A 25,061-nucleotide genomic window follows, 5' to 3' on the forward strand; every position below is an offset into this window, starting at 1 on the left:
TTTCACTTACGTGGCTATTACACTCTGTGGCGCAACTTTCCAGTTGTCTTCAATTAATCATAATTTCCCGTTATGTTCTGTCCGCAACCCCAGAGATAAATCTCTGGTTTGGGCTCTTTCCCTTTCGCTCGCCGCTACTAAGAAAATCGATTTTTCTTTCTCTTCCTCTAGGTACTTAGATGTTTCAGTTCCCTAGGTTTACCTTCCTGCAACTATTTATTCATTACAGGATACATGGGGTTTCCCATGTGAGTTCCCTCATTCGGAAATCTTCGGATCACTGGCTATGTGCGCCTACCCGAAGCTTATCGCAGCTTATCACGTCCTTCATCGGCTCCTGATGCCAAGGCATTCACCATGCGCCCTTTGTAGCTTGACCTTTTTATTACTCATTTACTGAGTAAGGTTATTTCAAAATTTATTACAAAGTTATTCACAAAGAATATTTTTGGCTTGTTGTTATTTTTATTCATGTGCAATTTTCAAAGAACATTTTGAAGAACTTTAGTCCTTCAAAATTGAACAGAAAGTTAAGATAAACCATCTTCTAAGTTATACTAGATAAGCGCCTTGCTTACTAGATTTCTCCATAGAAAGGAGGTGATCCAGCCGCAGGTTCTCCTACGGCTACCTTGTTACGACTTCACCCCAATCGCTGACCCTACCTTAGGTCGCTGCCTCCCTTACGGGTTAGCTCACGAACTTTGGGTATTGCCAACTCTCATGGTGTGACGGGCGGTGTGTACAAGGCCCGGGAACGTATTCACCGCGACATTCTGATTCGCGATTACTAGCAACTCCAGCTTCATGTAGGCGAGTTTCAGCCTACAATCCGAACTGAGACAAGTTTTATAGTTTAGCTCCACCTTGCGGTATTGCATCTCGTTGTACTTGCCATTGTAGCACGTGTGTAGCCCTAGACATAAGGGGCATGATGATTTGACGTCATCCCCACCTTCCTCCCGGTTAACCCGGGCAGTCTCGCTAGAGTGCTCAACTAAATGGTAGCAACTAACAATAAGGGTTGCGCTCGTTGCGGGACTTAACCCAACATCTCACGACACGAGCTGACGACAACCATGCACCACCTGTCATCCTGTCCCCGAAAGGACTTCCTCGATTAAGAGTAATGCAGGAGATGTCAAGTCTAGGTAAGGTTCTTCGCGTTGCTTCGAATTAAACCACATGCTCCGCTGCTTGTGCGGGCCCCCGTCAATTCCTTTGAGTTTTAATCTTGCGACCGTACTCCCCAGGCGGAATACTTAATGCGTTTGCGGCGGCACAGAGGTCATGACAACCCCTACACCTAGTATTCATCGTTTACGGCGTGGACTACCAGGGTATCTAATCCTGTTTGCTCCCCACGCTTTCGAGCCTCAGCGTCAGTTACAGTCCAGAGAGTCGCCTTCGCCACTGGTGTTCTTCCTAATCTCTACGCATTTCACCGCTACACTAGGAATTCCACTCTCCTCTCCTGCACTCTAGACTTCCAGTTTGAAATGCAGCCCCCAAGTTGAGCTCGGGTATTTCACATCTCACTTAAAAGTCCGCCTACGCTCCCTTTACGCCCAGTAAATCCGGACAACGCTCGCCACCTACGTATTACCGCGGCTGCTGGCACGTAGTTAGCCGTGGCTTCCTCCTCAGGTACCGTCATTATCGTCCCTGAAGACAGAGCTTTACGATCCGAAGACCTTCATCACTCACGCGGCGTTGCTGCATCAGGGTTTCCCCCATTGTGCAATATTCCCCACTGCTGCCTCCCGTAGGAGTCTGGGCCGTGTCTCAGTCCCAATGTGGCCGATCACCCTCTCAGGTCGGCTACGCATCGTCGCCTTGGTGAGCCGTTACCTCACCAACTAGCTAATGCGCCGCGGGCCCATCTTATAGCGGATTGCTCCTTTAATTGCTCTTTCATGCGAAAGTGCAATGTTATGCGGTATTAATCTCCCTTTCGAGAGGCTATTCCCCACTATAAGGCAGGTTGCCCACGTGTTACTCACCCGTCCGCCGCTAGGTTTGTTTCCGAAGAAACTCCCCTCGCTCGACTTGCATGTGTTAGGCACGCCGCCAGCGTTCGTCCTGAGCCAGGATCAAACTCTCAATAAAAAGTTTAATCTGTTGCTCAAATTACTTTGAGTCTTATGATGTAACAACGCTTCCTATTGTCAGCGTTGTAAGTTCGAATAGCTAAATTAAAATTTAGATTCTCACTTAAGACTTAAAAGAATTGCTGGTTTATTTTACTTAACTTATATTCTGTTCAATTTTCAAAGATCATTTATCACATCGCTCTCAAGCGACTTCTATATATTATCATCTTGGGTTTTTGTTGTCAACATATTTTTTTCTTTTATTTGACTTCATTCCCAAGAACATTGACTATTGTATCACAGCTTAGTTTTTGTAAATATTCTTCTAGTCTATTTATTCTAAATTATATAATTTATTCTTTAATATTTTATTAATTTCTTTATTTTATATATATTGATACACTAGGATATGTTTAAGGCTAATAATTATGAAATTACCCTATATAAGTTTCAATTTATATGTTTTTTTATTTAAAACCTAGCAATTAATTTTTATTCATAATATAATATGTTTTGTAATATTTTTGCATCTATAGCTCAGTTGGATAGAGCGCTGGACTTCGAATCCAGGCGTCGGGGGTTCGAGCCCCTCTAGGTGCACCATTGTAAACATCTTATGGATGTAAAGTATTTTTTACGTCAAATTTTACGACATAATACCTAAATAATATATTCCTATTGATTTATATTAATAATAGACTATGTTTTAAACTGATGTTGATAATACATTCTGAATTTAAAAGAGCAGTAGAAATTTCACTGCTCTTTTAGTTCGTAATAGATTAAAATCATTCATCATTAAGAACCCTCTTTAAACTTGAATTTATAGCATCTGAATCTTCTGGATGTTCTATAAGCAATCTATTTGCTTCCATAATAGCAGCAGACCTTGAGGTTTGTATTGATTGCTTTACTTTAGCGTCATCAATAGATTCAATATAATCCCTTTGTTTCTGCCAAGCATCTTTTATTATTATATAGTATTCATCTTCAGTTGATTCTTCTTGAATATCTTGTTCTATATCTGATTGCGTATCTTGGTTTACATCTTGATGGTTATTATCTTCTAAATTTTCAATGGGAGGAGATGTAGTGTTTATACTATCTCCTCCAGAATTTTGAGTAGTGATAACAGAATTACTTGAACTTGATTTAGAAGAATCTTCTTCTCCTTCTAAATTATTTTTATGTCCACATGCGACAAGTGACAGACATACTAGCCCTATTCCTAATTTTAAAAATATCTTTTTATTCATTTCAATCTCCTCATAAATTATAAGATTATTAATTTAATCTATTATATAAAGCAATTTTGAATTCTCATTTATAATATCGCCAATATAATACTATGATTCCTCAAATTTCAATCACTAAATTAGGACTTTATCGAAAATTTATTCATATTTACTTATTAAAATTTAAAGATTTAATAGACGAATTTTTTACACTCTTTTCTCCTAATAATAAGAATTTAAGAATTGCAAATTTTCTAAGTATATATATTGAAAATGGAATACATAGAGAGCCAATAACTATATTACTTATGAAAAATAGATTATAATTAGTTATTTTTAGTACTTTTGTTGTTAATATCATTGATACTATTTGAAAAAACCAAGATAATAGATAGATATCTAGCGAGTATCTTCCTAAAAATGATAAGACTTTTGCACATATTTTAAAATTTCTTATCTTTTCTATAAAGATAAGTATCAAAATCATTCCAAATAACCCGCATAGAAAATTTAATATACTCAAAACATATCTAGAAATATATATTTGATTTGCTATTATATACGAATAATAAAAGACAGACGTTAGTGATATTATACAAATGATTACTTTTTTAAAAGTAGTTATACCTTTAACATTAATCTTTTTATTGTTAAAATAGTATTTTCTATAATATAAACCTATAAGAAAATATATTAAAAAGAAACTTACTCTACTAACTGATAAAAAGTTTTTGTACTGTGGTACTAATATATTTAATAATAAAGATACAGTAAATGTTATTTTTATAGGTAATTTGATGATAAATGGAGATATTATACTGACAACAAATAATGTATATAAAAACCAAAGAGACCCCATAACACCATTCTCTGGGTATAAAATTATTGTTTTAATCATATCAATCAATGAATTTATAGTTACTGGCTCATTAACTATATACTTTAAAATAAGTATCATAAAATTAGTTATAAATGATATTGTTAAAAATGGGACTATCAATCTATAAAATTTTGATTTTACATAATTAAAATACTCCTCCTTCAAATTCATATCTATAACTTTGCATGATAAAAATCCAGATACTAAAAAGAATAATGACATATGAAAAGAGTATATTAATTGTACAATTAATTCATAACTGTAAGGTCTCTCTAAAAACGAGGGCGTAGCTGCATGCCCAATAAAAACTAATACTATAGCTATTCCTTTAATATAGTTAATTTCTTTAATACTATACCGATTGTCCATAAACATCTCCTCCTAAATTAACTGCCTATTTGTCTAAAGATTTAAAATAAAATCAACTTCTCATTAAATACAATTACGTAACAATATATATTCTTATTATATACTTAATTGGAATATAATTCCACAATAGAATTGCTAATTATCAACATTAAGTTAAAACAGAGCCTAATAATAAAATAGTACCTATAATATTATAGGTACCTAATTTAAATCTATATTAATTTATTTTCTATTCTAAATAATTTATCATCTTGTGATAATGTTACCACATAATACTCATCTTTTCTTAACGCTTCTGGCAATTTATCCTTTAATATAGATATTACAAGCTGTATATTTTTATCCTCGATATAATTAGCTACTTTAACTAACTGATTTCCATGAATTAGCTCTTTTTTATCATTTAAAAGTGTATGTAAACAAGGAATTCCTTCATTATCTGCAAATAACACATATGCTATATCAAAACATAATATTTCCCCTTGCTTCTTTCCTGAACTCATATTAGCATTAAATGCACTAAATTTATATATATTTTGTTTATTTTTATTTTCTATAATATCATATTTCATTGCATACTTTTCACCATATAAACTCTCTGATACACTTGCAAAATATTTATTAAATTTATTAATTTGAATTTTAACTTTCTGTTCAAACTCATCAGAAAATATCTTTTCATCTATTTTCTTTAAATCTTCTTTATATATTTCTATATTTTTTTCAACTTCTTCCAATTGGGAAATTACATTTTGATATTCTCCCATTTGCCTATACTTCTCATTAATTTTACCAATTAAAACCTCTAATTCTTTAAATGAATCACTTTTTGCAATAACTTCTGATAAATCTTTTTCTTTTTCTAATAATTCATCTAAAGAGCTCTGTTTTTTCTCTATCTCTTGCTTTAAAAAAGGTAAATCTTTTTCAATAAATTTCATTTTTTCAAAAACCATTGTATTGTGATACTTAACCAAATCTTCAAAAGTCTTTTGAAGATTACTAATATTACTTTTAGCTTGACTATATAGTAATCTTAACTGTTCAATATCTATATTACTTACACCCTTTTTTAACTCATCTCTATTTTCTATAATAATATTTTCTCTCAATTTTAAATTACTAATTTCTGAACTAACTCTATTTATTTTATATTTAACTACATTTAATTTATTTAAATCCTCTTCAAAATTTTCATTTATATTTAATTTTGATTTTCTCTTATTTAACTCCTGTATTTCGCTCTTTATTAATTCCAATGCTGCTTCATAAGCTGTTCTTGTTTCTTGTTTTTCTAATCTATCTTTATATAAACTCTCTTGTTTAATTTTTATTAAAATTCTTTGCTTTTCTTCTCCTTCTTCAAAAACACATCCCAACAAAAATAAGTATAAATTCTCATACTCAACGTCAGAAGTATATTTATCTAGAGTTTTCAATGTATTATTTATACTATTGTCCTTATATCTAATATTGTGAGATATTATTTGCCTAATAGATGGTTTATTAGTTTTTATAGTTGGTATAATTAACTTTTGTAGCTTCTCTTCAAATTCCTCTTCAGTTAATTGCTCATTATTAATTCTACGAATCATCTTTTTTCTTGGTAGAAAATTTCTCTCAATTTTAATTTCTCTCGACTCTTCGTTCTCTAACTCGTCACATAATATTAATGTTATTAATATCTCATTGTCAATTAAGAATTCCTTAACTAAATCATATGTTTGCTTCCCTGATTCTGTATCTGAATAAATATTTTTAGCTTTTCCTCCCAAACAAAAATCTATCAATTTAAGTACAGTAGTCTTTCCAACATTATTTCCTGTTTTCTGATTATTAATACTATCATCATTAGAAACCTCTATCGTTTCATCAACAATTAAATTAATACCTTTTCTGAAATACATTTCACGTATTACTATTTCGCCACATGATATTTTTAATAACTTTATAAACATAACTCTATTTCACCCCTCTCATTATATTTTGCTAAATCGATTAAATATAACCAGTCTAATGATAATAGAAATACAGAGAATGTTATTTCATGATTTTCTTTTATACTTTTATATAGTTCAATTAAATCTTGCTTAGGTTTACTCTTTAAACTTGATAATACAACTCCTCCATTGTAATATATGCTTAATTCTGGTTTCATATTATCTGGTAATAACATAATTATACCCCTCTGGATTCTTAAATATTTTACACCTAATAAATGCATCTACAACTAAAATATTCACACATAACTCTAACATTTCAAAAGATAAATCAATACAATTTTTACTTGCTAGAATTAACTCTTTTACTTTTTTAATAATCTCCAAAAATAATATATCAGCATTTTGACATTTTCCATTTGTACATAACTCAATATATTTACCTCTAATAGTTTGTAATACTGCAAAACTTTTATTTACTCCTAACTTATCAAATTCAATATACTTTTTTTCTACATGTCCATTATATATTTTATAATCTTCTATAATAAATGAAGCTAAATTCAATTTATTATATTCTATTTTTTTATCTATTTGAAAACTATCAATATTGATTGATTGCTTGATATTCGATAAATTTTCCTTAGATAAAATATTTATTATATTTGCTAAATCGGAATCAAGTTTTACAATATCTAAACTATCTCCTAATTCTTTTCTAATAAATTCATATATCTGCTTTTGTTTATCTATACTTAATGCAAATACATCTTTTAATATACGTGGTATATCATATATATCATTCTTTGGATTAAAACTTACTTTATTAGGATTTTTAAAATTATTTCTACGCAAATTATCTGCATTATTTGCTATTGAAACAAATACAAATTTATATTCATTATATGATTTAAATATATCCTTAGATAATGAACTTTCTATTTTTTGTTTAGTTGTCGTAGATGATACTTGTATAATTAACTTATTTTTATAATCTATTAAATCTATTCCCTCAACATTCTGATTTGATGTATTTAAATTTTCTAATTTAAAGTCATATAGTAAATTTAATAACTCCATATAAAAATTCTCTGAATGTAGATTAGCATCTAGAATATTTAATTTTCCTCTATTATTAATCCTAGTTGAAAGTATACTTAGCTTTTCTTCTATATAATTAAAATATTCTATACGATTAATGCTCATAACCCAAATCCCCTTATTTATATATATTATTATATTTATTATGTAATTATAGCATATATTTCCTAATGACTCATATTGAATTTTGCTATAGATTAATTCATAAAAATAAATTTATACAGCATCTCTTATCATATTTCCTATAATTTTTATCGCTTTACTTTATATAGACTTAAAATAAAAGCTGCAAATAATGCAGCTTTAAATCATTTAAACATGTTCATAATATCATCATCTATCTCTAAGTCAACCTTATTAGGTTCATCACCTTTTTGCACCTTTTCGATGCTAACATCATTAATAAGATGCACTTTATCATTAACTTTTTCTATCCCTTTAGCATCTAACTGCACCTTATTGCTCCCTTGAATTGCATGTAGGTACAATATACTTTTTATAGTTTCTGATTCGCTATAGTTTGATTTTAAAAAATCTAATATTAGTTTATCTTTTTTCTTTGAAGGATTTAATGTAATATAAAATCTTTTACTCAACATCATTAGTTATTTCCTCTCCAAACCATTTCACATAACTTATGAGCTCCAATAACATTTGCAAAAACAGCATCATCTATTACAGTTGCAGGAGTATTAGTTTTTATAAATTCTCTTAATACTAATGCACCTCCACCAGTAAAATAAACTTTATAATTTTTTATATTTACTTTTGATTTTGTTCTATTGAGAATATCTTTAAAAAAATCTTTATAAATTTTAGAATCAACAACAATTCTATTAGTATTTATTAACCTTTCAATATCCTCATCCACATAATCTTCTCCATTTGCATTTTCAATCTCTTTTACAGTATTGTAAAAATCTAACACCCCTAATCTTTCAGTAAAATTCTTTTCTATCTTTCCATTTAAAAAACTTGTGTAATTGACAGTCCTACTGCCTATATCTATCACAAGTACATCTGGAATAATTCCATCTTCGCTACTAATAATATTATCTTTTATAGCATAAAAAGCACTATAAGATTCTGGCAAAACAGCAACTTTAAATATATTAATTGTCTTTGACTGTCCATTAACTTTAAAGTTAAATGTATTATTCTCTAATCTTTTTATATATTTTTCCTTATTCGGCATTTGCCCTACTGGTAGTAGTAGGCATAAGTTTATATCGCTTTCGTTTGTGGCTTTTGTTATTGCATACAACAAGGATGCCATATAATTTTTATTCACTTTTACAAATTCATTGTCTAGTGTCCCGACTCCTATATAAGTTATTTCTCCATCATATTCTATTCTCTCAAACATCTCTGAATTAGAATTAAATTTTGTGCTATATTTTGAACTAAAGATTCCCTTTCTATCTCCCATAAATTTAACATTATAATTTCCAAGGTCTACTGTAATATTAATCATATATAATCTTCTCCTTCATTATTAAAATTTTATAGCAAAAGATTATATCAAATTTAAATTAATCCTTTTTATTTTTTATACTTTTTCAAAAAAAATGCTATGAGCTTTCTACTCATAGCACATAATGATTGTAAATAATTTTATAACGCTAAACTAATAGCAATCTTTTTATTTATATCTATTATATCCTTTTCTTTTAAATTACATATGTATTTTACTATTTGGTTTTTGTTTATGGTTAAAATTTGCTCTGTAATTACAGTTGAATCACTAACTAACTTCTCATATCCCTCCAACACTTTATGAGTTATTAATTTTCTTTTATTCTTTTTACTTGTTATTGGAATTCCAATAAATGTAGGACTATATATATTACCTATATCATTTTGTACAACTACCATTGGTCTTATTCCAGCTTGAACACTTCCTCTTGCTTTACCCAAATCAACTAATACGATGTTTCCTCTTTTAATTAACATTTTATATCCTCCTAAACTAATTTAATAAATACTTTTTATCTTAATCAAATATTTTCATATTAAATCTAAGTATTTTATCAGAAATAGTTTAATAATAAATAAAAATATTAATACTTTTAAATTTTTTAATTGATTTCATACTAATATATTATTACAACTAATTATTTAAATCCTATATTAATCTATATTTATGCATATTTTAATTTTAAATCTAGCTACGGCTTAATATTATGCATTTTTAAAAATTCATCAAATCCATCAGAACTTGATTTTCGAGGTTGATTATCTTTTTAACCTCTTCCATTAAACCTACCATCTTCAAGCATTTTTTTTATGTAATTAAATGAATTTATTATAATTCCTTTGTTAATCGCTTCATTAAAACATATATGTATAGCCGATTCTATCCTCTCATAATTATATTTAAGTAAACAATCCATCATTGCTTTTACATCATTTTCCATTACACTCCCCTTATTAATTTTATAAACTTCATATATTCTAACTAATTTCTCATCTTTTCTCATCTCTTCTGTAAGTTCAAATTGCTTATTTTTAATTTTCTTTTTATTATTTTTAATTTTCTTTATATTATTTTTATATTTTTCAATCATAACCTTTTTATAATTGTCTACTTCATCATTTTCTAAAAGCTCACTAATTCTATTATAAACATAGCCTCCTAAATTAGTAACTTTCTTCTTATCTCTACCTTCTAACAGAGCAAGTTTAACTAAAGTCTCATCTTTACAACTTAATATTAATACAACAATTTGATTTTTATCTACATAAACTTTTTCGTTTTTAAGAGCTTCTCTTAATTTTTCTATCCTTAACTCACTTTCTTCTATAGATTCTCCATAAAGTTTGGCAAGGTCAGACATTATACCAACTTTGTATTTCGAATTCTTATTATTGCTTATTTTAAAAAATATTCTTTCTAGAGATACTACCTCATTCTCTTTTCCATTAAATATATATTTTCTTTTATTTTTAATTTCCTTAATTATATCAATATTCAAATCAGTATTCTCATTAATATACTTAATAGCTGGAGATAGTATTGTTCTTTTAAATATCTTATAATCAACATAGGATTTATTCTTAGTATTTTTTAATTCATTATTTCCCTCCACATTTTTATATTCTATATTAAGATAACTTTTTAATTGTTCAAAAGTTAAGTCATATGTAACTTTCTTGTAAGAATATAACTTAAATAACTCATATAAATAATACGTATATAAATTACTACACCCTCTAAACATCTCTAAGTTGTAATGAATATATCTATTACTACAAATATTACCATTCTCATCTTTATATTTTATATACATACGGCTTAACAACTCTTTATTAAAAAATATAATAATTTCATTACGTTTTAAGCTTGTCTTGTATTCTGTTATAAGAATCTTACGTTCTAATTCATCATTACTATCATATACTGTTACTAACGTCTCCTTAATTCCTTTTTTAATCAGTGCACTAATACTATCTTTTGAAGTTTTAGGGTTATTATTTTTATATCCTAAAAATTCAGCACATTCTAATAAAGGAAGACTTACCTTAATATCTTCTTCCACCGAAGTTAATATTTCATTTTGCTCTATTTTTCCTAATGCCAATGCAACAATCATTGCAAAATTAATATGACTATATCTAAGCTCTTTTATCATATATTCTGTCTTCTTTACTATATTATCCATAGTTTCTCCTCTATCATCTATTTTAATTAAGATAAATAAAATCACTGTTTTTAAATACTCATATTGTTAAAAACATATTACTTATTTAACTATATTCATTTATATAATTATTTTTAAATATCCTTTTACCTATATATTTTATAATAAATATTTTCTTAAAATATACAATTTTATATAATATAATTATTTTTAATAACTATATTATATAAAATTACTACTATATTTCTACTCAAAAAAGCGTGATTATTTTTACCAAAATCTCATAAAAAGCGTGATTTCTTTTGCCTAAAAAGTTAAATAAAGCATGACTTATTTTACCTTAAAATCATTCTTAACCCTTTAATATTAAAAGCTCTTATATCCTTCTCCTAATATAGTCTTATTTTATACCTAAATAGTTGATTATTGATATAATAAAAATCTTAGGATTTTTTATTGCTATTTTTAAATAAAAAGATAGTCTTAGTATCTATCCTAAAACTATCTTTTTAAATCTTCTATAATTCAATTTTATTTAGTAATTCTTTTAACTATATAAGCTCATCTTTACTTAAGGTTACACCCTTACCCATTTTTTCGTGTTCTGGTGACCAATCTCTTAAATCTTCAGATATTATACTTCCTTTTGTTTCAAATATAAAGTATAACTTCTCTTCATTATTCTTTTCTATAAATACAGCCCAGTCAGGATTATATTTTCCTAGAGGAATATCAATAGTAAACCATCCTGGTAATTTTGCATATAATTTTACTCTATCATTATGTTCCATATCTTGAGCAAATTTCGATTCTACATCCGAATCATATACTACATAGTTATATACACCTTTATTACTTTCTAGCATATTTTTTGATAAATATCCATAAACTTCTTCAAATAACTCTTGAGCATAATATTCTTCATTTCCAAGTTTTTCATGCTTAATACAATCTACAATAAGATATCTCATTTTTCTTTTAATATATTCTTTTTAAATTCATCACCAACTTTACCAAACTTTTTATTATCTATTGTCTTTGGTTTTCTCATACCTATATATCCACCTATAAATTTCCACAAAATAATTATACTATTCCCACTCCAAATTCTCCATAATATACTAATTACATATTTTTAAAACTATGTTCTGTTTCTACAAAATTACAATTAATATCTGCTATAATTTTAAGAATTAATAATAATTCAATAATTTATATAGGAGTGATTGTTATACAAACTAATTTACTTGAAGTTACTCAAATGCATAAAGAGTTATTAAAACTTAATTCTAAAGATGCATTTGAATTATATACTATTTTCTCAACACAAATGGCTGAATATTTAATAATTGATAATGATATGATTTATGTAGATGATGAAATATTTATAATAAATTACTCTACTTGTTTTTTCATCTTTTTAAATTACCTTTTAGAACAAGAATATGGTGATTAAATAAATAGACTTAGCTTTTATTAAATAGATTATGATAGATTTAATAGTATATAGATAATAAAAGTAAGGTAAGTAATATTAGATATTATTTACCTTATTTTTATATCTAAATTTATACATAAATAGACTATAGTAATCATAAAATTATTTAAGTATTCATAGTAAATATTGTAGTATTTAAAAGGCGTGAATAATGGATAGTAAATACTAAATGTAAAAGTTCTAAATACAAATTATATTAGATAGCACCAAACTTTTCTCAACAAATATGATGATTTAAATTTTTATAAAAACTAAAAGTTAATTTGGTTTTTTATAATCTTAATTTTAGAGTCTAAATTCTTTTTTCCAAATATATTGTATTTAATATTATTTAGCATAAAATTTTTTTTATCTTTTTTAGATAAATTACATAGTATTAATTTTAATCCTAATAAAACCCTTGTTGGATTAGGTTCACTTACAGCTGTTTGAACAAGACATTGTCCAATTTCATCCCATTCATCCCATAAATCAGGACTAAGTATTAAATTTTCGGAAATTAAGGGAATTATACAATTAAAATAATATTTAATAACTTCTTTTGAAACTTGTTCAAACGATTTTAAGTATTTTTCATATACATTAATATCTCTTTTAAATACACTTATTAAAATATATGATTTTTCATCTTTAGGAAATGAAGTTATAAACACTCTCCTCATCATTTTAGATTTCTTATCAAATACATTAATATTGTTGCCCATTAAATCAAAATTAGGTGCTATACACATATAGTTAGCAAACTTTATTGTATAAGGAAATTCAATTACAACTGTAGCGAGTTCAGAATACTTTTCATTAATAATAATATCATCAAAAAGATTTTTGTAATAATCCATTTCTTCTTTTTTCTTTAAACTTTCTTTATAGTTAGTTATTAGAATTGTTTTTTTTATCAATTGTGGTACATCTTTAAACATATTCCTATAAAATTTATTAGAAGTAATTTCAGCATAATACTCAAAAGAAAAGGTTCTATATGCAAAAAGAAATAATTGTTTTAAATTAGTAGGTGAAAATATTTTATTATATTTTTCTATATCTTCAAATATTTTATCATCATGGTTTTTACAAAAACATGTTTGAACTGTAGCATCCTTTATCAAAACTTCAGATAAAAAGTAAAATGCTTCTTTTATACCTTTTTCTATTTCTAACATTGTTGCGTTTTCTTTTTTATTTTGCATCAATACATATTTATCCACTGCTAATTTTGATAATACTCCATTTTCTTGCAAAGCATGTGCACCTATTGCTTTAGATTTACATTCATTACATAAACAAATATTAATCCTACTCTTCCTTGCATTTTTTGATATTACAGATAATGCTTCTTTTTCATTATAAAATTTTCTACTCTCTTTTAAAAAACAACATTCACCAAATTTTTTTTTACTTCCACAAGGACATTCCTCTTTTTTTAATATTTTAAATTTATTAAACATTAATATACCTCACCTTATAGATTTTTATTTAATATATATTTTATATCATCATGTTAACTTTTACCATAAATTAATTAGTTATTAAAATTTATATTAATAATATACTGTTAAGTTATTTTATCTTTTGTTTTTTATCTAAATATATAAAATATATACTTTATAGTTTCAGCTATAAAATAGTAGCTAAACATACTGATTCTTTAGTTATTCAAATTAAATAGTTAATAAAACATAAATATTTTTATATAATCATAAATAATTCATTTTAAATAATTTAAATCTTAAATATATATTTCAAAAAGTATAGTATTTGAAATAGTTATAAATGTATTAATAATGATTAGTTTTTATGTTTCAAAAAGTACTTTTATTGAAATATTTTATTTCAATATCATTTTTAATATTTTGAAATATTTTATGATATAATTCTAAAACTTTGAAAAGGAGGTTGATTATATAAATGAATAATTCTAAATCATTTTTTTATGCAAGAGTGTCTAGCTCTTCACAATCAGTAAATCGTCAAATAGATTGTATAAAAGAATATAATCTAGATATTGACGAAAGAGATATATTTATTGATTCAAAATCAGGGAAAGATTTTAATCGAGAAAACTTTTTACTTTTGAAGAAAGTATGTAGAAAATCTGACGTAATTTATGTGAAATCGCTCGATAGATTTGGTAGAAATTACCAAGAAATCATGGAGCAGTGGAGGGATATCACCTCGCTCGGAGTAGATATAGTTGTTTTAGATATGCCACTTTTAGATACACGTCAAAATAAGGACCTTTTAGGAAACTTTGTTTCTAATTTAATTTTAGAAATATTATCTTATGTAAGTGAACAAGAAAGATTATTTATTCGAGAACGCCAACTTTCAGGAATAATTTCAGCAAAAAAACGAAATGTAAAATTTGGTGCTCCTAAAATTCAAATAGATTATCACTCTCCTCACTTCCAACATCTTTATAAATCATGGAAAGCTGGTGAGATTAAAACTAAATATTTCATTAATTCACTCAATCTAAAACCCAACACATTTTACAGAAGAATTAAAGAATATGAAAAAACATTAAGATAATATTGGAGGTAATTTAGTGAAACTAAAAAGAATTGATTTAAATAAAAAACTTTATAATTATAAACAAGCATTAAAAAATTTAAGAGAAGATGATTATTTATATTCATTTGTAATTGTAGAAGAGAAAGCTTACGAAGTAAATTCCGAAAACAAAGTTCAAGTAATAAATGCACTTAATAATGCTATTATTAAGTTAAGTACAGAAATTAAAATAAAAAAATAAGCCAATCTGCTTGGCTTATTTTTAATAACTTAACTTTTATATAAAATACTTAAATTTTATTTTCAGGCTATTTTTTAAGTCAATGTTGATAATCTTTCTACTCATCTATCGTGGAGTTATATTCCAAATAAGTGTATAATAAAATATAATATTATTACGCAATTGTATTATTATTACTAATTAAATAAAAGTGGAGATAAGACTAAATTTAGCATAGTATTATCTCCACTTTTTATCATTTTATTTTTGCGATTACAGTTGTAATTTGTGGGGTGATTTTGCATGTGATTTCATTGTTTTGAACCTCAAATCGGAACCTGTTGGTGATTTTTTACACATCTTTTTAATTTATTATTTTATTTTTTTAAGATTTACTAATTTAATATCTCCTGGTCCAATTGTATCTGGTTCAACCGTTGCTATTAACTTACCTTTAAACAGTCTTTGTCTAAACACTTCAAATTGCCCTCTTAATTTAGCTTCTTTCTCATTAAAAGCCTCTACAACTAGCTCATGTTCCTCCTTACCTGCTAAAAATGTACAAATATATCTATTCATACTACTTGCATCAATAGTTACTAAATTTTCGCTTATTTCTTTTACTGGATAATTTACATACTTATGATTTAATAAGTTCTCTTTTCCAAACTCGTTTATGTCTATGATTTTATTATTTGCTACTACTTTAATAGTAAATTTGTTTGAATTAGATAATTCTACATATTCTTTTAATTTCATTTTTATACCTCATCTATAATTCTTGATTTTTTTATTATTTAAAATTTATATAATTTCAACATTGTATTAAAACATAAGCAAATAAATATGTAATATATTTATTTATATTCTAAATTAATTGTTATTTTAATACATAAGCATATTTATTATCTAAATTATTTAACTATATTTAATAAAGCGTTCTATATTTTTTATTATAATTATCCCTCGCCCTTTCTTCCCTTTCTCTATCTATCCTATGCATACGTTCTAAAGGAGTTTCTTCATGTTCCTTAATATACATTAGTTCTTCATCTGAAATATAGTTTTCAATATATTGTCCATATTCTATTAATTCATTAGAACATGGACTTATATAATCATCATGATAAGAATCTGGAATTGTATAATCCTCATAACATATTTTATTTTCATTATTTGAATCACATATAGGATTATTTATAAAAAGTTTAGTTCCAATACAGCTTATTGGTCTTTCATGAATTTTTCCATTATATTTAACTTTAATAATATCTCCATATAGGCCCACAAAAATAACCCTTTCTCCATTTCTACAATAAAGAATTTGCCCATAAACAATATTAAGAGTGTTTATGTTTGTATCTAACTTGTTATTAAATTCCTCTTTTTGTTTTTTCTTTAGTTTTAGAAAACTTAATATTTTCATATACTTTGCCACCTTATACCAATCATTTATAAATTATTCTTATATTCTCAAGCAAATTCTTCATCATTATATTCAGTTAATTTTTTGTTGCTACGTTTTTAAAAATTATCTTTTATTACCAAATATATTATATTTAAAATTATATCATTAAACACCATAATTGGTACTATTATTTATTTTTCAGTATTATTAATAAAACTAAAATTCTATTTTATCTTAAAAATACATATATTACTTATCCTATTTAAGTAAATTTTATAAGAAAGTTTTTTAAATAAATGTTGGTAATTATTATTTATACTTCTTTTGAATTTTATTCTAAATAGATACATAATAAATATATATTACTACACAATTACATTATATAACTAAAGAGCAGTGAAATTTTCACTGCTCTTTTTAATTTATCATATATTATCAAAATCAGTTTAAAACATAATCTATTTTTAATATGTACCTTTTAAAACATTTTATTTATATTTATTATTTTTACTTACATAAAACCTGCCTATCCATCCATTCAAGCATAAGATTTTTATTGCAAAACCACTTATTTCCTATTTTAAAACTGAATTCACGCGTCTTTAATAACTCTAACATTGTATTGTGTCCTACCTTAAGTATTTGTTGAGCTTCATTTTTAGTTAATAGTTCATTTGAATCCCTTTCTATTTCTTTACTTTCAATCTTCATACCACACCTCGTTCGATTATATTTGTGTATTAATTATATTATAACTCCATATATCGTGTCAATATTCCACTAATTTTATATTTTATATGTTGACTATTCCACATTTTTAGTTTTATACTATATTTAAATGATTTAGAAGGAGTGATTAGTATGGATAATGATAATATAAATATTAATATAGGTGATTGCTTAAAAAAAATTAGAATTGAACATAATTTAAAACAGACTGAATTAGCTGAAATACTAGGTGTAAAACGCTCTACTTACTCAAACTATGAGCAAAACCTAAGAGAACCTAGTTTAAAAATTTTATCTATATTAGTTCAAAAATACAATATAGATTTAAATGAACTAATTGGCGGTAAACCAAATGATAACTCATTTAATCCTAACAAGGATTTTGTCGATGCATTTGGTGAGTTGTTACAAGAATATAGTAATCATGAAATTAATAAAGGTAATGGAGCTCCCTATATATCAGATACTGATGAAGCTTATTTACTCAAAATGTTTTATGTGTTAACAAAGAATTTCTTAGAATATAGAAATTTAATTAATCCAACTTCAAGTTATCTAGAAAGATTAATTAAAAATCTAGACAAGTAAATTATCAATTTATTCACATCCAATTTATTCTTATTTAGATTTAATTGGATGTAACCTTACTCCTTATATTTTAAATATATTTAATTAGAAAGAGGTGACTCTATTGGCTAAAAAATCAACACCTACAAGAATCATTAATGGCAAGAAATATTTTTATAAAAAGGTTGTAGTTGGACAAGACCCTTTAACTCTAAAGCCAAAGAGAAAAGATTTTTATGGTTTAACTGTAACTGAATTAAATGAAAAGATAGATAAGCATTTATCTCTTTTAAATAAATGTTTACTATCTAATAATAAAGAAACTTTTGGTTCATTACTCAACTATTGGCTTTTAAATGTAAAGTTTATTCAGGGATTAAGTGAAAGTACAATTGAACGCTATTGGGGCGTATTCAATAATTATATTTTGAACATAGATACTTTTTTGAATTTATCAAGTGTTTCAGATATAGATTCAAGAAAATTATTAATTAGAGATATTCCATTAATTAATTTAAATGTTACTCATATTCAAGAATACTATAATACGCTTTATAGTATTGGTGTATCAACTAATACTATTGCATTTATCAATAAACTTATAAAGCCTTTCATTAGTTATGCAGCTGTATCTGAAAAAATAACAAGAGACTTCACAAAAGTTCTACACATTCCAAAAGATAATAAAGATTTTATTAATATGAATGATGAATATAATGACAATAAGATTGTTTTTTTCACTCCTTCTGAACAGAAACTTTTTTTAAAAGCTATTGCTGGTAATAGAGACGAACTTTTATATAAACTTGCCCTTTCAACAGGTCTAAGACTTGGTGAAATTCTCGGCCTAAAATGGTCTTGTATTAATTTAGAAGACCATACCTTAAAGGTTAAGTACTCTGCAAGACGTATTAAAAATATTAAGACTAATCAATCAGAATTGAAATTAACAGCTTTAAAAAATAAAAGTAGCTATGCAACTATTCCTCTTCCAGAGCAATTAATTCCCTACTTCATTCAACATAAAGAAAAACAAGATAAAGAAAAAGAATTAGCTAATGATAAGTACGAAGATATGGCTTTAGTTTTTTGCACTGAACTCGGAAAAATAATTGAACCTTCCAATTTGCGAAAAAGATATAAAAGAATTCTTAAACTAAATAATATTAATGATAAACCATTCCATGCTCTACGCCACACTTGTGCATCTAGATTATTTGAAATTGGAAATGATATTGTTCATGTAAAAGAATTACTTCGCCATAAGAATATCTCTACTACAGTTGATATTTATACTCATTTTACAAAAGAATATAAAAAGAATTTAATAAATAATTTTCCTTTATAAGCTCTTTATTTAGAGCTTATTTTTTACGACATTTTTACGACTTGGCAATTATATTAATATAAATTAATATAAACATCTATAAACTTAAACAATCGAAATATAACGAACTAAACAGAATTTATATGGAAATAAACTAATATAAAAAAACTATCTAGTTTCCATCGGTCGGGGGTTCAAATCCCTCTAGGTGCACCACAAGAGGTTGTCCAACGGACAACCTCTTTAAGAATTAATAATTAAAACTAATTTAGTTTTTAAAACTCCTACGGAGTTTTTTTATTAATTTTTCATTGTGTGACAATCCTTTTATTTATATATATTTTAAAATTAAAGCTGAAATAGGTTTTACTTTAACTAAACTGCTTTCTATTTCATAAAGCCCATTTTCATTTATATCTTTTCCATCTAATACAGCAATAAATTTATTATGATTTAAATCTATATCAATACTATGCTTATTACCATTAAATATTACTGCTATTTTTCCTAAAGAATCATTAACTTTATTTCCATTAGCAACATAAGCAACAACATTTTTTAAATTATTATCTAGATTTAAGAAACTAATATTCTCATTAATTTCTTTTGCTGTATTCATTTTAAATATTCTATGATTTTTTCTTAACTCTATTAATTTTTTATAGTAATTAAATACATCGATATATTTTTCTTTTCTGCACCAATCAAATTTATTTACATAATCAGATGATTTATAGCTATTTTCAATTAATTTTCCATCTATATCTTTTTTAGTTCTAAGTATTTCATCACCGGAGTGTATAAAAGAAATTCCCTGAGATGTTAGTACTATTGCTGCAGCTAATTTATTCATCTTTATTCTTTCTTCTTTCGTAGCTAATGGTTTAACTAATGATAACTTGTCCCAAAGAGTATAATTATCATGGGCTGAAGTATATGTTATTACTTGATAAGGCTCAACTGCCCAGGGTATTTTAGAATATTTTAATTTGTCAAATTTAATATCCTTATGCCTTGTAGATGCTACAATACCAAATTTAATAGTCTCCTCGTAGTCATGTCCACCATTAATAAAAGCACCCTCTTCATCTACAAATACACTTCCCTTTATTGCATCCCTTATATCATCACTAAAAGCACCTATTTGTAGATCCTCAAACCTACTGATATTTTCTTTTAAGGATAAATCCTTATTCTCTAGAGGTGATGAACTTGCTTTCCATCCTTCCCCATATATTAGTATATTCTCGCCAAGCTCTTTTCTAATTTTTTTCATAGTCTCGATATCATGTAATCCCATTAAATCAAATCTGAACCCATCAATTTTATATTCATTTACCCAATACTTAAGTGAATCTAATATAAACCTTCTTACCATTACCCTTTCTGAAGCTATTTCATTTCCACATCCAGATCCATTTGAAAAACTTCCATCATTATTCTGCCTATAATAATACTTTGGCAAAATTTTGTTAAAACTAGATTCATCTGTATCTGCAGTATGATTAAAAACTACATCCATTACAACCTTAAGCCCATTTTCATGTAATTTCATTATAAGCTCTTTAAATTCTCTTATCCTAACTTCTCCAAAATATGGGTTAGTGGAATATGATCCTTCTGGTACATTATAATTTAATGGGTCATAACCCCAATTATAATTTTCATCATTAAAATATCTTTCATCAACAGTTTTATAATCAAAACAAGGAAGTAATTGAATAACATTTATACCTAATTCTTTTAAATGATTTATTCCAGTGTTGATTTTATTCTTTTCATTAGAAGTTTCAAACCAAAATCCCTTAAACTTACCTTTTATATTATTTTCTACTCTAGAACTGTTATCTATTGTAAAATCCCTAACATGTACCTCATAAATAATAGCATCTAGTGGACTATTTAAATTAGGGATTTTATGACTATCCCATCCTAATGGATTAGTTCTTTTTAAATCAATTACCATTCCCCTAGTACCATTGACTCCAACAGCTTTAGCATATGGATCTACAGCTTCATTCTTTATACCATTTCTTTCTATAACATAATTATAAAACTCTCCATCTAAATCTCCATTAACCTGAACTTCCCAAACTCCTCTATCTTTATAACTCATTTTTACAATTTCTCTTTGAGAGGAATTATAATCGTACCCGTCTTTCCCATAAAAAACAACTTCAACACTTTCTGCTAATGGTGCCCAAAGCTTAAAATAAGTTTTATTCTTATTATAAATAGCTCCAAGTTCTCCAGTATATTCATATAATTTATCAAAATCATTTATTTCATATTTATCAAATAATTTAATCATAATCACCCTCCCCCATTTGAATATCCTAATTATATTATAAAAAACTTTGCTTTTTACTTTTATTATTTATCTTTGTTTTTAAATACAAATTGTATAATAATTTTTTGTTATTTAGTAAAAAAATGCATATATGTAAATTGCACTACCAATTTACATATATGCATATAAAAAATAAAAATACAAATTATTTATATTAAAAATAAAAAGCTTACGAAAAATCGTAAGCTTTTTTGGAGCGGGTGATGAGAATCGAACTCACGTAACTTGCTTGGAAGGCAAGGGCTCTACCATTGAGCTACACCCGCATGTTATGGAGCGAAAGACGGGACTCGAACCCGCAACATTCACCTTGGCAAGGTGACGCTCTACCATTGAGCCACTTCCGCTTATTTTTTTCATTTCTAAAATATATATGGTGCAGATGAAGGGAGTCGAACCCCCACGCCAATGGCGCTAGATCCTAAGTCTAGTGCGTCTGCCAATTCCGCCACATCTGCATATATATTTGGTGGCTTACCCGGGAATCGAACCCGGTACACCTTGATTAAAAGTCAAGTGCTCTACCGATTGAGCTAGTAAACCACATGGCTGGGATAGCAGGATTCGAACCTACGAATACCGCAGTCAAAGTGCGGTGCCTTACCGCTTGGCGATATCCCAGTATTTAATGGGGTGAACGATGGGACTCGAACCCACGACAACCAGTGCCACAAACTGGCGCTCTACCAACTGAACTACGTTCACCATTTATGGTGCGTGTTAAGAGATTCGAACTCCTGGCCCACGCCTTAGAAGGGCGTTGCTCTATCCAGCTGAGCTAAACACGCATATTACCATTAATATATTATGTTTATGGAGCGGGTGATGAGAATCGAACTCACGTAACTTGCTTGGAAGGCAAGGGCTCTACCATTGAGCTACACCCGCATATTATGGAGCGAAAGACGGGACTCGAACCCGCAACATTCACCTTGGCAAGGTGACGCTCTACCATTGAGCCACTTCCGCTTATTTTTTCATTTTTAAAATATATATGGTGCAGATGAAGGGAGTCGAACCCCCACGCCAATGGCGCTAGATCCTAAGTCTAGTGCGTCTGCCAATTCCGCCACATCTGCATATATATTTGGTGGCTTACCCGGGAATCGAACCCGGTACACCTTGATTAAAAGTCAAGTGCTCTACCGATTGAGCTAGTAAACCACATGGCTGGGATAGCAGGATTCGAACCTACGAATACCGCAGTCAAAGTGCGGTGCCTTACCGCTTGGCGATATCCCAGTATTTAATGGGGTGAACGATGGGACTCGAACCCACGACAACCAGTGCCACAAACTGGCGCTCTACCAACTGAACTACGTTCACCATTTATGGTGCGTGTTAAGAGATTCGAACTCCTGGCCCACGCCTTAGAAGGGCGTTGCTCTATCCAGCTGAGCTAAACACGCATATTACCATTAATATATTATGTTTATGGAGCGGGTGATGAGAATCGAACTCACGTAACTTGCTTGGAAGGCAAGGGCTCTACCATTGAGCTACACCCGCATATTATGGAGCGAAAGACGGGACTCGAACCCGCAACATTCACCTTGGCAAGGTGACGCTCTACCATTGAGCCACTTCCGCTTATTTTTTCATTTTTAAAATATATATGGTGCAGATGAAGGGAGTCGAACCCCCACGCCAATGGCGCTAGATCCTAAGTCTAGTGCGTCTGCCAATTCCGCCACATCTGCATATATATTTGGTGGCTTACCCGGGAATCGAACCCGGTACACCTTGATTAAAAGTCAAGTGCTCTACCGATTGAGCTAGTAAACCACATGGCTGGGATAGCAGGATTCGAACCTACGAATACCGCAGTCAAAGTGCGGTGCCTTACCGCTTGGCGATATCCCAGTATTTAATGGGGTGAACGATGGGACTCGAACCCACGACAACCAGTGCCACAAACTGGCGCTCTACCAACTGAACTACGTTCACCATTTATGGTGCGTGTTAAGAGATTCGAACTCCTGGCCCACGCCTTAGAAGGGCGTTGCTCTATCCAGCTGAGCTAAACACGCATATTACCATTAATATATTATGTTTATGGAGCGGGTGATGAGAATCGAACTCACGTAACTTGCTTGGAAGGCAAGGGCTCTACCATTGAGCTACACCCGCATATTATGGAGCGAAAGACGGGACTCGAACCCGCAACATTCACCTTGGCAAGGTGACGCTCTACCATTGAGCCACTTCCGCTTATTTTTTCATTTTTAAAATATATATGGTGCAGATGAAGGGAGTCGAACCCCCACGCCAATGGCGCTAGATCCTAAGTCTAGTGCGTCTGCCAATTCCGCCACATCTGCATATATATTTGGTGGCTTACCCGGGAATCGAACCCGGTACACCTTGATTAAAAGTCAAGTGCTCTACCGATTGAGCTAGTAAACCACATGGCTGGGATAGCAGGATTCGAACCTACGAATACCGCAGTCAAAGTGCGGTGCCTTACCGCTTGGCGATATCCCAGTATTTAATGGGGTGAACGATGGGACTCGAACCCACGACAACCAGTGCCACAAACTGGCGCTCTACCAACTGAACTACGTTCACCATTTATGGTGCGTGTTAAGAGATTCGAACTCCTGGCCCACGCCTTAGAAGGGCGTTGCTCTATCCAGCTGAGCTAAACACGCATATTACCATTAATATATTATGTTTATGGAGCGGGTGATGAGAATCGAACTCACGTAACTTGCTTGGAAGGCAAGGGCTCTACCATTGAGCTACACCCGCATATTATGGAGCGAAAGACGGGACTCGAACCCGCAACATTCACCTTGGCAAGGTGACGCTCTACCATTGAGCCACTTCCGCTTATTTTTTCATTTTTAAAATATATATGGTGCAGATGAAGGGAGTCGAACCCCCACGCCAATGGCGCTAGATCCTAAGTCTAGTGCGTCTGCCAATTCCGCCACATCTGCATATATATTTGGTGGCTTACCCGGGAATCGAACCCGGTACACCTTGATTAAAAGTCAAGTGCTCTACCGATTGAGCTAGTAAACCACATGGCTGGGATAGCAGGATTCGAACCTACGAATACCGCAGTCAAAGTGCGGTGCCTTACCGCTTGGCGATATCCCAGTATTTAATGGGGTGAACGATGGGACTCGAACCCACGACAACCAGTGCCACAAACTGGCGCTCTACCAACTGAACTACGTTCACCAT

At 28.9% G+C, this 25,061-nt stretch carries 20 protein-coding genes, 35 tRNA genes, 1 rRNA gene and 1 other annotated feature; of the genes, 6 read left to right on the top strand and 50 right to left on the bottom strand.

Annotation, left to right across the window (positions count from 1 at the left end; translation table 11 throughout):
- Positions 1–148: 148 nt before the first annotated feature.
- Positions 149–334: a sequence feature (23S ribosomal RNA rRNA prediction is too short), on the bottom strand.
- 259 nt (positions 335–593) lie between these two features.
- A 16S ribosomal RNA gene (locus BN6774_RS17060) occupies positions 594–2,109 on the bottom strand.
- A 510-nt stretch (positions 2,110–2,619) separates the two neighbouring features.
- Between BN6774_RS17060 and BN6774_RS17065 the strand changes: the two genes are divergently transcribed.
- A tRNA-Arg gene (locus BN6774_RS17065) sits at positions 2,620–2,696 on the top strand.
- Positions 2,697–2,881: 185 nt separating this feature from the next.
- Here BN6774_RS17065 and BN6774_RS17070 read toward each other — a convergent pair.
- The 10 genes from BN6774_RS17070 to BN6774_RS17115 form a co-directional block, all read right to left on the bottom strand.
- On the bottom strand, positions 2,882–3,349 hold the full coding sequence (locus tag BN6774_RS17070) for a hypothetical protein (RefSeq protein ID WP_066895969.1): 468 nt from the start codon (positions 3,347–3,349) through the stop codon (positions 2,882–2,884).
- Positions 3,350–3,497: 148 nt separating this feature from the next.
- Positions 3,498–4,577: an acyltransferase family protein gene (locus BN6774_RS17075; RefSeq protein WP_066895972.1), complete on the bottom strand. Its 1,080-nt coding sequence runs from the start codon at positions 4,575–4,577 to the stop codon at positions 3,498–3,500.
- 212 nt (positions 4,578–4,789) lie between these two features.
- Entirely contained in the window at positions 4,790–6,535 is a 1,746-nt protein-coding gene (locus BN6774_RS17080) for a DUF2326 domain-containing protein (RefSeq protein ID WP_066895975.1), read from the bottom strand.
- Entirely contained in the window at positions 6,526–6,753 is a 228-nt protein-coding gene (locus BN6774_RS17085) for an ABC-three component system middle component 6 (RefSeq protein ID WP_066895978.1), read from the bottom strand. The genes BN6774_RS17080 and BN6774_RS17085 overlap by 10 nt, the downstream gene beginning before the upstream one ends.
- Entirely contained in the window at positions 6,737–7,723 is a 987-nt protein-coding gene (locus tag BN6774_RS17090; protein ID WP_235829634.1) for an ABC-three component system protein, read from the bottom strand. The genes BN6774_RS17085 and BN6774_RS17090 overlap by 17 nt, the downstream gene beginning before the upstream one ends.
- Positions 7,724–7,926: 203 nt before the next feature.
- On the bottom strand, positions 7,927–8,220 hold the full coding sequence (locus BN6774_RS17095) for a hypothetical protein (protein WP_084767092.1): 294 nt from the start codon (positions 8,218–8,220) through the stop codon (positions 7,927–7,929).
- Positions 8,220–9,092: a ParM/StbA family protein gene (locus tag BN6774_RS17100; protein WP_066895980.1), complete on the bottom strand. Its 873-nt coding sequence runs from the start codon at positions 9,090–9,092 to the stop codon at positions 8,220–8,222. Before BN6774_RS17100 ends, BN6774_RS17095 begins: the two co-directional genes overlap by 1 nt.
- A gap of 140 nt (positions 9,093–9,232) precedes the next feature.
- The gene (locus BN6774_RS17105) at positions 9,233–9,571 is read right to left on the bottom strand and encodes a type II toxin-antitoxin system PemK/MazF family toxin (RefSeq protein WP_066895983.1); all 339 of its coding nucleotides are present in this window, start codon (positions 9,569–9,571) and stop codon (positions 9,233–9,235) included.
- A gap of 290 nt (positions 9,572–9,861) precedes the next feature.
- Positions 9,862–11,280, bottom strand: coding sequence for a replication initiation protein (locus BN6774_RS17110; protein ID WP_066895985.1), 1,419 nt, complete (start codon positions 11,278–11,280; stop codon positions 9,862–9,864).
- A gap of 530 nt (positions 11,281–11,810) precedes the next feature.
- The gene (locus tag BN6774_RS17115; protein WP_066895988.1) at positions 11,811–12,230 is read right to left on the bottom strand and encodes a restriction endonuclease; all 420 of its coding nucleotides are present in this window, start codon (positions 12,228–12,230) and stop codon (positions 11,811–11,813) included.
- Positions 12,231–12,481: 251 nt separating this feature from the next.
- On the opposite strand from BN6774_RS17115, the gene BN6774_RS17120 reads away from it, so the two are divergent.
- Positions 12,482–12,715, top strand: coding sequence for a hypothetical protein (locus BN6774_RS17120; protein ID WP_159426851.1), 234 nt, complete (start codon positions 12,482–12,484; stop codon positions 12,713–12,715).
- Between the two features lie 293 nt (positions 12,716–13,008).
- Here BN6774_RS17120 and BN6774_RS17125 read toward each other — a convergent pair whose 3' ends face one another.
- A complete protein-coding gene (locus tag BN6774_RS17125; RefSeq protein WP_066895993.1) occupies positions 13,009–14,202 on the bottom strand; it encodes an SEC-C domain-containing protein in 1,194 nt (397 codons plus the stop codon).
- Between the two features lie 460 nt (positions 14,203–14,662).
- On the opposite strand from BN6774_RS17125, the gene BN6774_RS17130 reads away from it, so the two are divergent.
- Both BN6774_RS17130 and BN6774_RS17135 read left to right on the top strand, forming a co-directional pair.
- Complete coding sequence (locus BN6774_RS17130; RefSeq protein ID WP_066895996.1) at positions 14,663–15,286, top strand: recombinase family protein; 624 nt, start codon at positions 14,663–14,665, stop codon at positions 15,284–15,286.
- Positions 15,287–15,302: 16 nt separating this feature from the next.
- Complete coding sequence (locus BN6774_RS17135; RefSeq protein ID WP_066895999.1) at positions 15,303–15,509, top strand: hypothetical protein; 207 nt, start codon at positions 15,303–15,305, stop codon at positions 15,507–15,509.
- Positions 15,510–15,860: 351 nt separating this feature from the next.
- On the opposite strand, the gene BN6774_RS17140 is transcribed toward BN6774_RS17135, so the two are convergent.
- From BN6774_RS17140 to BN6774_RS17150, 3 genes are all read right to left on the bottom strand, one after another.
- Positions 15,861–16,247: a hypothetical protein gene (locus BN6774_RS17140; protein WP_066896002.1), complete on the bottom strand. Its 387-nt coding sequence runs from the start codon at positions 16,245–16,247 to the stop codon at positions 15,861–15,863.
- A 169-nt stretch (positions 16,248–16,416) separates the two neighbouring features.
- Positions 16,417–16,914, bottom strand: a complete 498-nt coding sequence (locus tag BN6774_RS17145; protein WP_066896005.1) for a hypothetical protein — start codon at positions 16,912–16,914, stop codon at positions 16,417–16,419.
- Between the two features lie 489 nt (positions 16,915–17,403).
- Positions 17,404–17,607 (bottom strand): helix-turn-helix domain-containing protein, encoded by a 204-nt coding sequence (locus BN6774_RS17150; RefSeq protein WP_066896008.1) that lies wholly within the window; start codon positions 17,605–17,607, stop codon positions 17,404–17,406.
- Positions 17,608–17,757: 150 nt separating this feature from the next.
- Between BN6774_RS17150 and BN6774_RS17155 the strand changes: the two genes are divergently transcribed.
- Positions 17,758–18,213, top strand: coding sequence for a helix-turn-helix domain-containing protein (locus BN6774_RS17155; RefSeq protein ID WP_066896013.1), 456 nt, complete (start codon positions 17,758–17,760; stop codon positions 18,211–18,213).
- A gap of 103 nt (positions 18,214–18,316) precedes the next feature.
- Positions 18,317–19,540, top strand: coding sequence for a tyrosine-type recombinase/integrase (locus tag BN6774_RS17160; protein ID WP_066896016.1), 1,224 nt, complete (start codon positions 18,317–18,319; stop codon positions 19,538–19,540).
- A 310-nt stretch (positions 19,541–19,850) separates the two neighbouring features.
- Here BN6774_RS17160 and pulA read toward each other — a convergent pair whose 3' ends face one another.
- From pulA to BN6774_RS17335, 35 genes are all read right to left on the bottom strand, one after another.
- Positions 19,851–21,830, bottom strand: a complete 1,980-nt coding sequence (pulA, locus tag BN6774_RS17165; RefSeq protein ID WP_066896019.1) for a type I pullulanase — start codon at positions 21,828–21,830, stop codon at positions 19,851–19,853.
- 231 nt (positions 21,831–22,061) lie between these two features.
- Positions 22,062–22,135, bottom strand: a tRNA-Gly gene (locus BN6774_RS17170).
- Positions 22,136–22,141: 6 nt separating this feature from the next.
- Positions 22,142–22,216: transfer RNA gene (locus BN6774_RS17175), tRNA-Gly, on the bottom strand.
- 27 nt (positions 22,217–22,243) lie between these two features.
- A tRNA-Leu gene (locus BN6774_RS17180) sits at positions 22,244–22,327 on the bottom strand.
- A 9-nt stretch (positions 22,328–22,336) separates the two neighbouring features.
- Positions 22,337–22,412, bottom strand: a tRNA-Lys gene (locus tag BN6774_RS17185).
- A gap of 3 nt (positions 22,413–22,415) precedes the next feature.
- Positions 22,416–22,490: transfer RNA gene (locus BN6774_RS17190), tRNA-Gln, on the bottom strand.
- Between the two features lie 8 nt (positions 22,491–22,498).
- A tRNA-His gene (locus tag BN6774_RS17195) sits at positions 22,499–22,574 on the bottom strand.
- Between the two features lie 6 nt (positions 22,575–22,580).
- Positions 22,581–22,657, bottom strand: a tRNA-Arg gene (locus tag BN6774_RS17200).
- A 26-nt stretch (positions 22,658–22,683) separates the two neighbouring features.
- Positions 22,684–22,757: transfer RNA gene (locus tag BN6774_RS17205), tRNA-Gly, on the bottom strand.
- Between the two features lie 6 nt (positions 22,758–22,763).
- A tRNA-Gly gene (locus BN6774_RS17210) sits at positions 22,764–22,838 on the bottom strand.
- Between the two features lie 26 nt (positions 22,839–22,864).
- Positions 22,865–22,948, bottom strand: a tRNA-Leu gene (locus tag BN6774_RS17215).
- A 9-nt stretch (positions 22,949–22,957) separates the two neighbouring features.
- Positions 22,958–23,033: transfer RNA gene (locus BN6774_RS17220), tRNA-Lys, on the bottom strand.
- Positions 23,034–23,036: 3 nt separating this feature from the next.
- A tRNA-Gln gene (locus BN6774_RS17225) sits at positions 23,037–23,111 on the bottom strand.
- A gap of 8 nt (positions 23,112–23,119) precedes the next feature.
- Positions 23,120–23,195 (bottom strand) — tRNA-His (locus BN6774_RS17230).
- Positions 23,196–23,201: 6 nt separating this feature from the next.
- Positions 23,202–23,278: transfer RNA gene (locus BN6774_RS17235), tRNA-Arg, on the bottom strand.
- A 26-nt stretch (positions 23,279–23,304) separates the two neighbouring features.
- Positions 23,305–23,378, bottom strand: a tRNA-Gly gene (locus BN6774_RS17240).
- Between the two features lie 6 nt (positions 23,379–23,384).
- Positions 23,385–23,459 (bottom strand) — tRNA-Gly (locus tag BN6774_RS17245).
- A 26-nt stretch (positions 23,460–23,485) separates the two neighbouring features.
- Positions 23,486–23,569, bottom strand: a tRNA-Leu gene (locus tag BN6774_RS17250).
- Positions 23,570–23,578: 9 nt separating this feature from the next.
- A tRNA-Lys gene (locus BN6774_RS17255) sits at positions 23,579–23,654 on the bottom strand.
- A gap of 3 nt (positions 23,655–23,657) precedes the next feature.
- Positions 23,658–23,732 (bottom strand) — tRNA-Gln (locus BN6774_RS17260).
- 8 nt (positions 23,733–23,740) lie between these two features.
- Positions 23,741–23,816, bottom strand: a tRNA-His gene (locus BN6774_RS17265).
- Positions 23,817–23,822: 6 nt separating this feature from the next.
- Positions 23,823–23,899: transfer RNA gene (locus BN6774_RS17270), tRNA-Arg, on the bottom strand.
- Between the two features lie 26 nt (positions 23,900–23,925).
- Positions 23,926–23,999, bottom strand: a tRNA-Gly gene (locus tag BN6774_RS17275).
- A 6-nt stretch (positions 24,000–24,005) separates the two neighbouring features.
- Positions 24,006–24,080, bottom strand: a tRNA-Gly gene (locus BN6774_RS17280).
- Positions 24,081–24,106: 26 nt separating this feature from the next.
- Positions 24,107–24,190, bottom strand: a tRNA-Leu gene (locus BN6774_RS17285).
- A 9-nt stretch (positions 24,191–24,199) separates the two neighbouring features.
- Positions 24,200–24,275 (bottom strand) — tRNA-Lys (locus BN6774_RS17290).
- A gap of 3 nt (positions 24,276–24,278) precedes the next feature.
- Positions 24,279–24,353 (bottom strand) — tRNA-Gln (locus BN6774_RS17295).
- 8 nt (positions 24,354–24,361) lie between these two features.
- Positions 24,362–24,437, bottom strand: a tRNA-His gene (locus BN6774_RS17300).
- 6 nt (positions 24,438–24,443) lie between these two features.
- Positions 24,444–24,520, bottom strand: a tRNA-Arg gene (locus BN6774_RS17305).
- A gap of 26 nt (positions 24,521–24,546) precedes the next feature.
- Positions 24,547–24,620 (bottom strand) — tRNA-Gly (locus tag BN6774_RS17310).
- Positions 24,621–24,626: 6 nt separating this feature from the next.
- Positions 24,627–24,701, bottom strand: a tRNA-Gly gene (locus tag BN6774_RS17315).
- 26 nt (positions 24,702–24,727) lie between these two features.
- Positions 24,728–24,811: transfer RNA gene (locus BN6774_RS17320), tRNA-Leu, on the bottom strand.
- 9 nt (positions 24,812–24,820) lie between these two features.
- A tRNA-Lys gene (locus BN6774_RS17325) sits at positions 24,821–24,896 on the bottom strand.
- A gap of 3 nt (positions 24,897–24,899) precedes the next feature.
- Positions 24,900–24,974, bottom strand: a tRNA-Gln gene (locus BN6774_RS17330).
- An 8-nt stretch (positions 24,975–24,982) separates the two neighbouring features.
- Positions 24,983–25,058, bottom strand: a tRNA-His gene (locus BN6774_RS17335).
- Positions 25,059–25,061: the final 3 nt, after the last annotated feature.

It is taken from the genome of Clostridium nigeriense (genome assembly GCF_900086595.1).
GTDB lineage: Bacteria > Bacillota > Clostridia > Clostridiales > Clostridiaceae > Clostridium > Clostridium nigeriense.

Excerpts from the sequence above, each read along its gene's own strand:
- BN6774_RS17070 (WP_066895969.1), bottom strand. The coding sequence starts at position 3,349 with ATGAATAAAAAGATATTTTTAAAATTAGGAATAGGGCTAGTATGTCTG.
- BN6774_RS17075 (WP_066895972.1), bottom strand. The coding sequence starts at position 4,577 with ATGGACAATCGGTATAGTATTAAAGAAATTAACTATATTAAAGGAATA.
- BN6774_RS17080 (WP_066895975.1), bottom strand. The coding sequence starts at position 6,535 with ATGTTTATAAAGTTATTAAAAATATCATGTGGCGAAATAGTAATACGT.
- BN6774_RS17085 (WP_066895978.1), bottom strand. The coding sequence starts at position 6,753 with ATGTTATTACCAGATAATATGAAACCAGAATTAAGCATATATTACAAT.
- BN6774_RS17090 (WP_235829634.1), bottom strand. The coding sequence starts at position 7,723 with ATGAGCATTAATCGTATAGAATATTTTAATTATATAGAAGAAAAGCTA.
- BN6774_RS17095 (WP_084767092.1), bottom strand. The coding sequence starts at position 8,220 with ATGATGTTGAGTAAAAGATTTTATATTACATTAAATCCTTCAAAGAAA.
- BN6774_RS17100 (WP_066895980.1), bottom strand. The coding sequence starts at position 9,092 with ATGATTAATATTACAGTAGACCTTGGAAATTATAATGTTAAATTTATG.
- BN6774_RS17105 (WP_066895983.1), bottom strand. The coding sequence starts at position 9,571 with ATGTTAATTAAAAGAGGAAACATCGTATTAGTTGATTTGGGTAAAGCA.
- BN6774_RS17110 (WP_066895985.1), bottom strand. The coding sequence starts at position 11,280 with ATGGATAATATAGTAAAGAAGACAGAATATATGATAAAAGAGCTTAGA.
- BN6774_RS17115 (WP_066895988.1), bottom strand. The coding sequence starts at position 12,230 with ATGAGATATCTTATTGTAGATTGTATTAAGCATGAAAAACTTGGAAAT.
- BN6774_RS17125 (WP_066895993.1), bottom strand. The coding sequence starts at position 14,202 with ATGTTTAATAAATTTAAAATATTAAAAAAAGAGGAATGTCCTTGTGGA.
- BN6774_RS17130 (WP_066895996.1), top strand. The coding sequence starts at position 14,663 with ATGAATAATTCTAAATCATTTTTTTATGCAAGAGTGTCTAGCTCTTCA.
- BN6774_RS17140 (WP_066896002.1), bottom strand. The coding sequence starts at position 16,247 with ATGAAATTAAAAGAATATGTAGAATTATCTAATTCAAACAAATTTACT.
- BN6774_RS17145 (WP_066896005.1), bottom strand. The coding sequence starts at position 16,914 with ATGAAAATATTAAGTTTTCTAAAACTAAAGAAAAAACAAAAAGAGGAA.
- BN6774_RS17150 (WP_066896008.1), bottom strand. The coding sequence starts at position 17,607 with ATGAAGATTGAAAGTAAAGAAATAGAAAGGGATTCAAATGAACTATTA.
- BN6774_RS17155 (WP_066896013.1), top strand. The coding sequence starts at position 17,758 with ATGGATAATGATAATATAAATATTAATATAGGTGATTGCTTAAAAAAA.
- pulA (WP_066896019.1), bottom strand. The coding sequence starts at position 21,830 with ATGATTAAATTATTTGATAAATATGAAATAAATGATTTTGATAAATTA.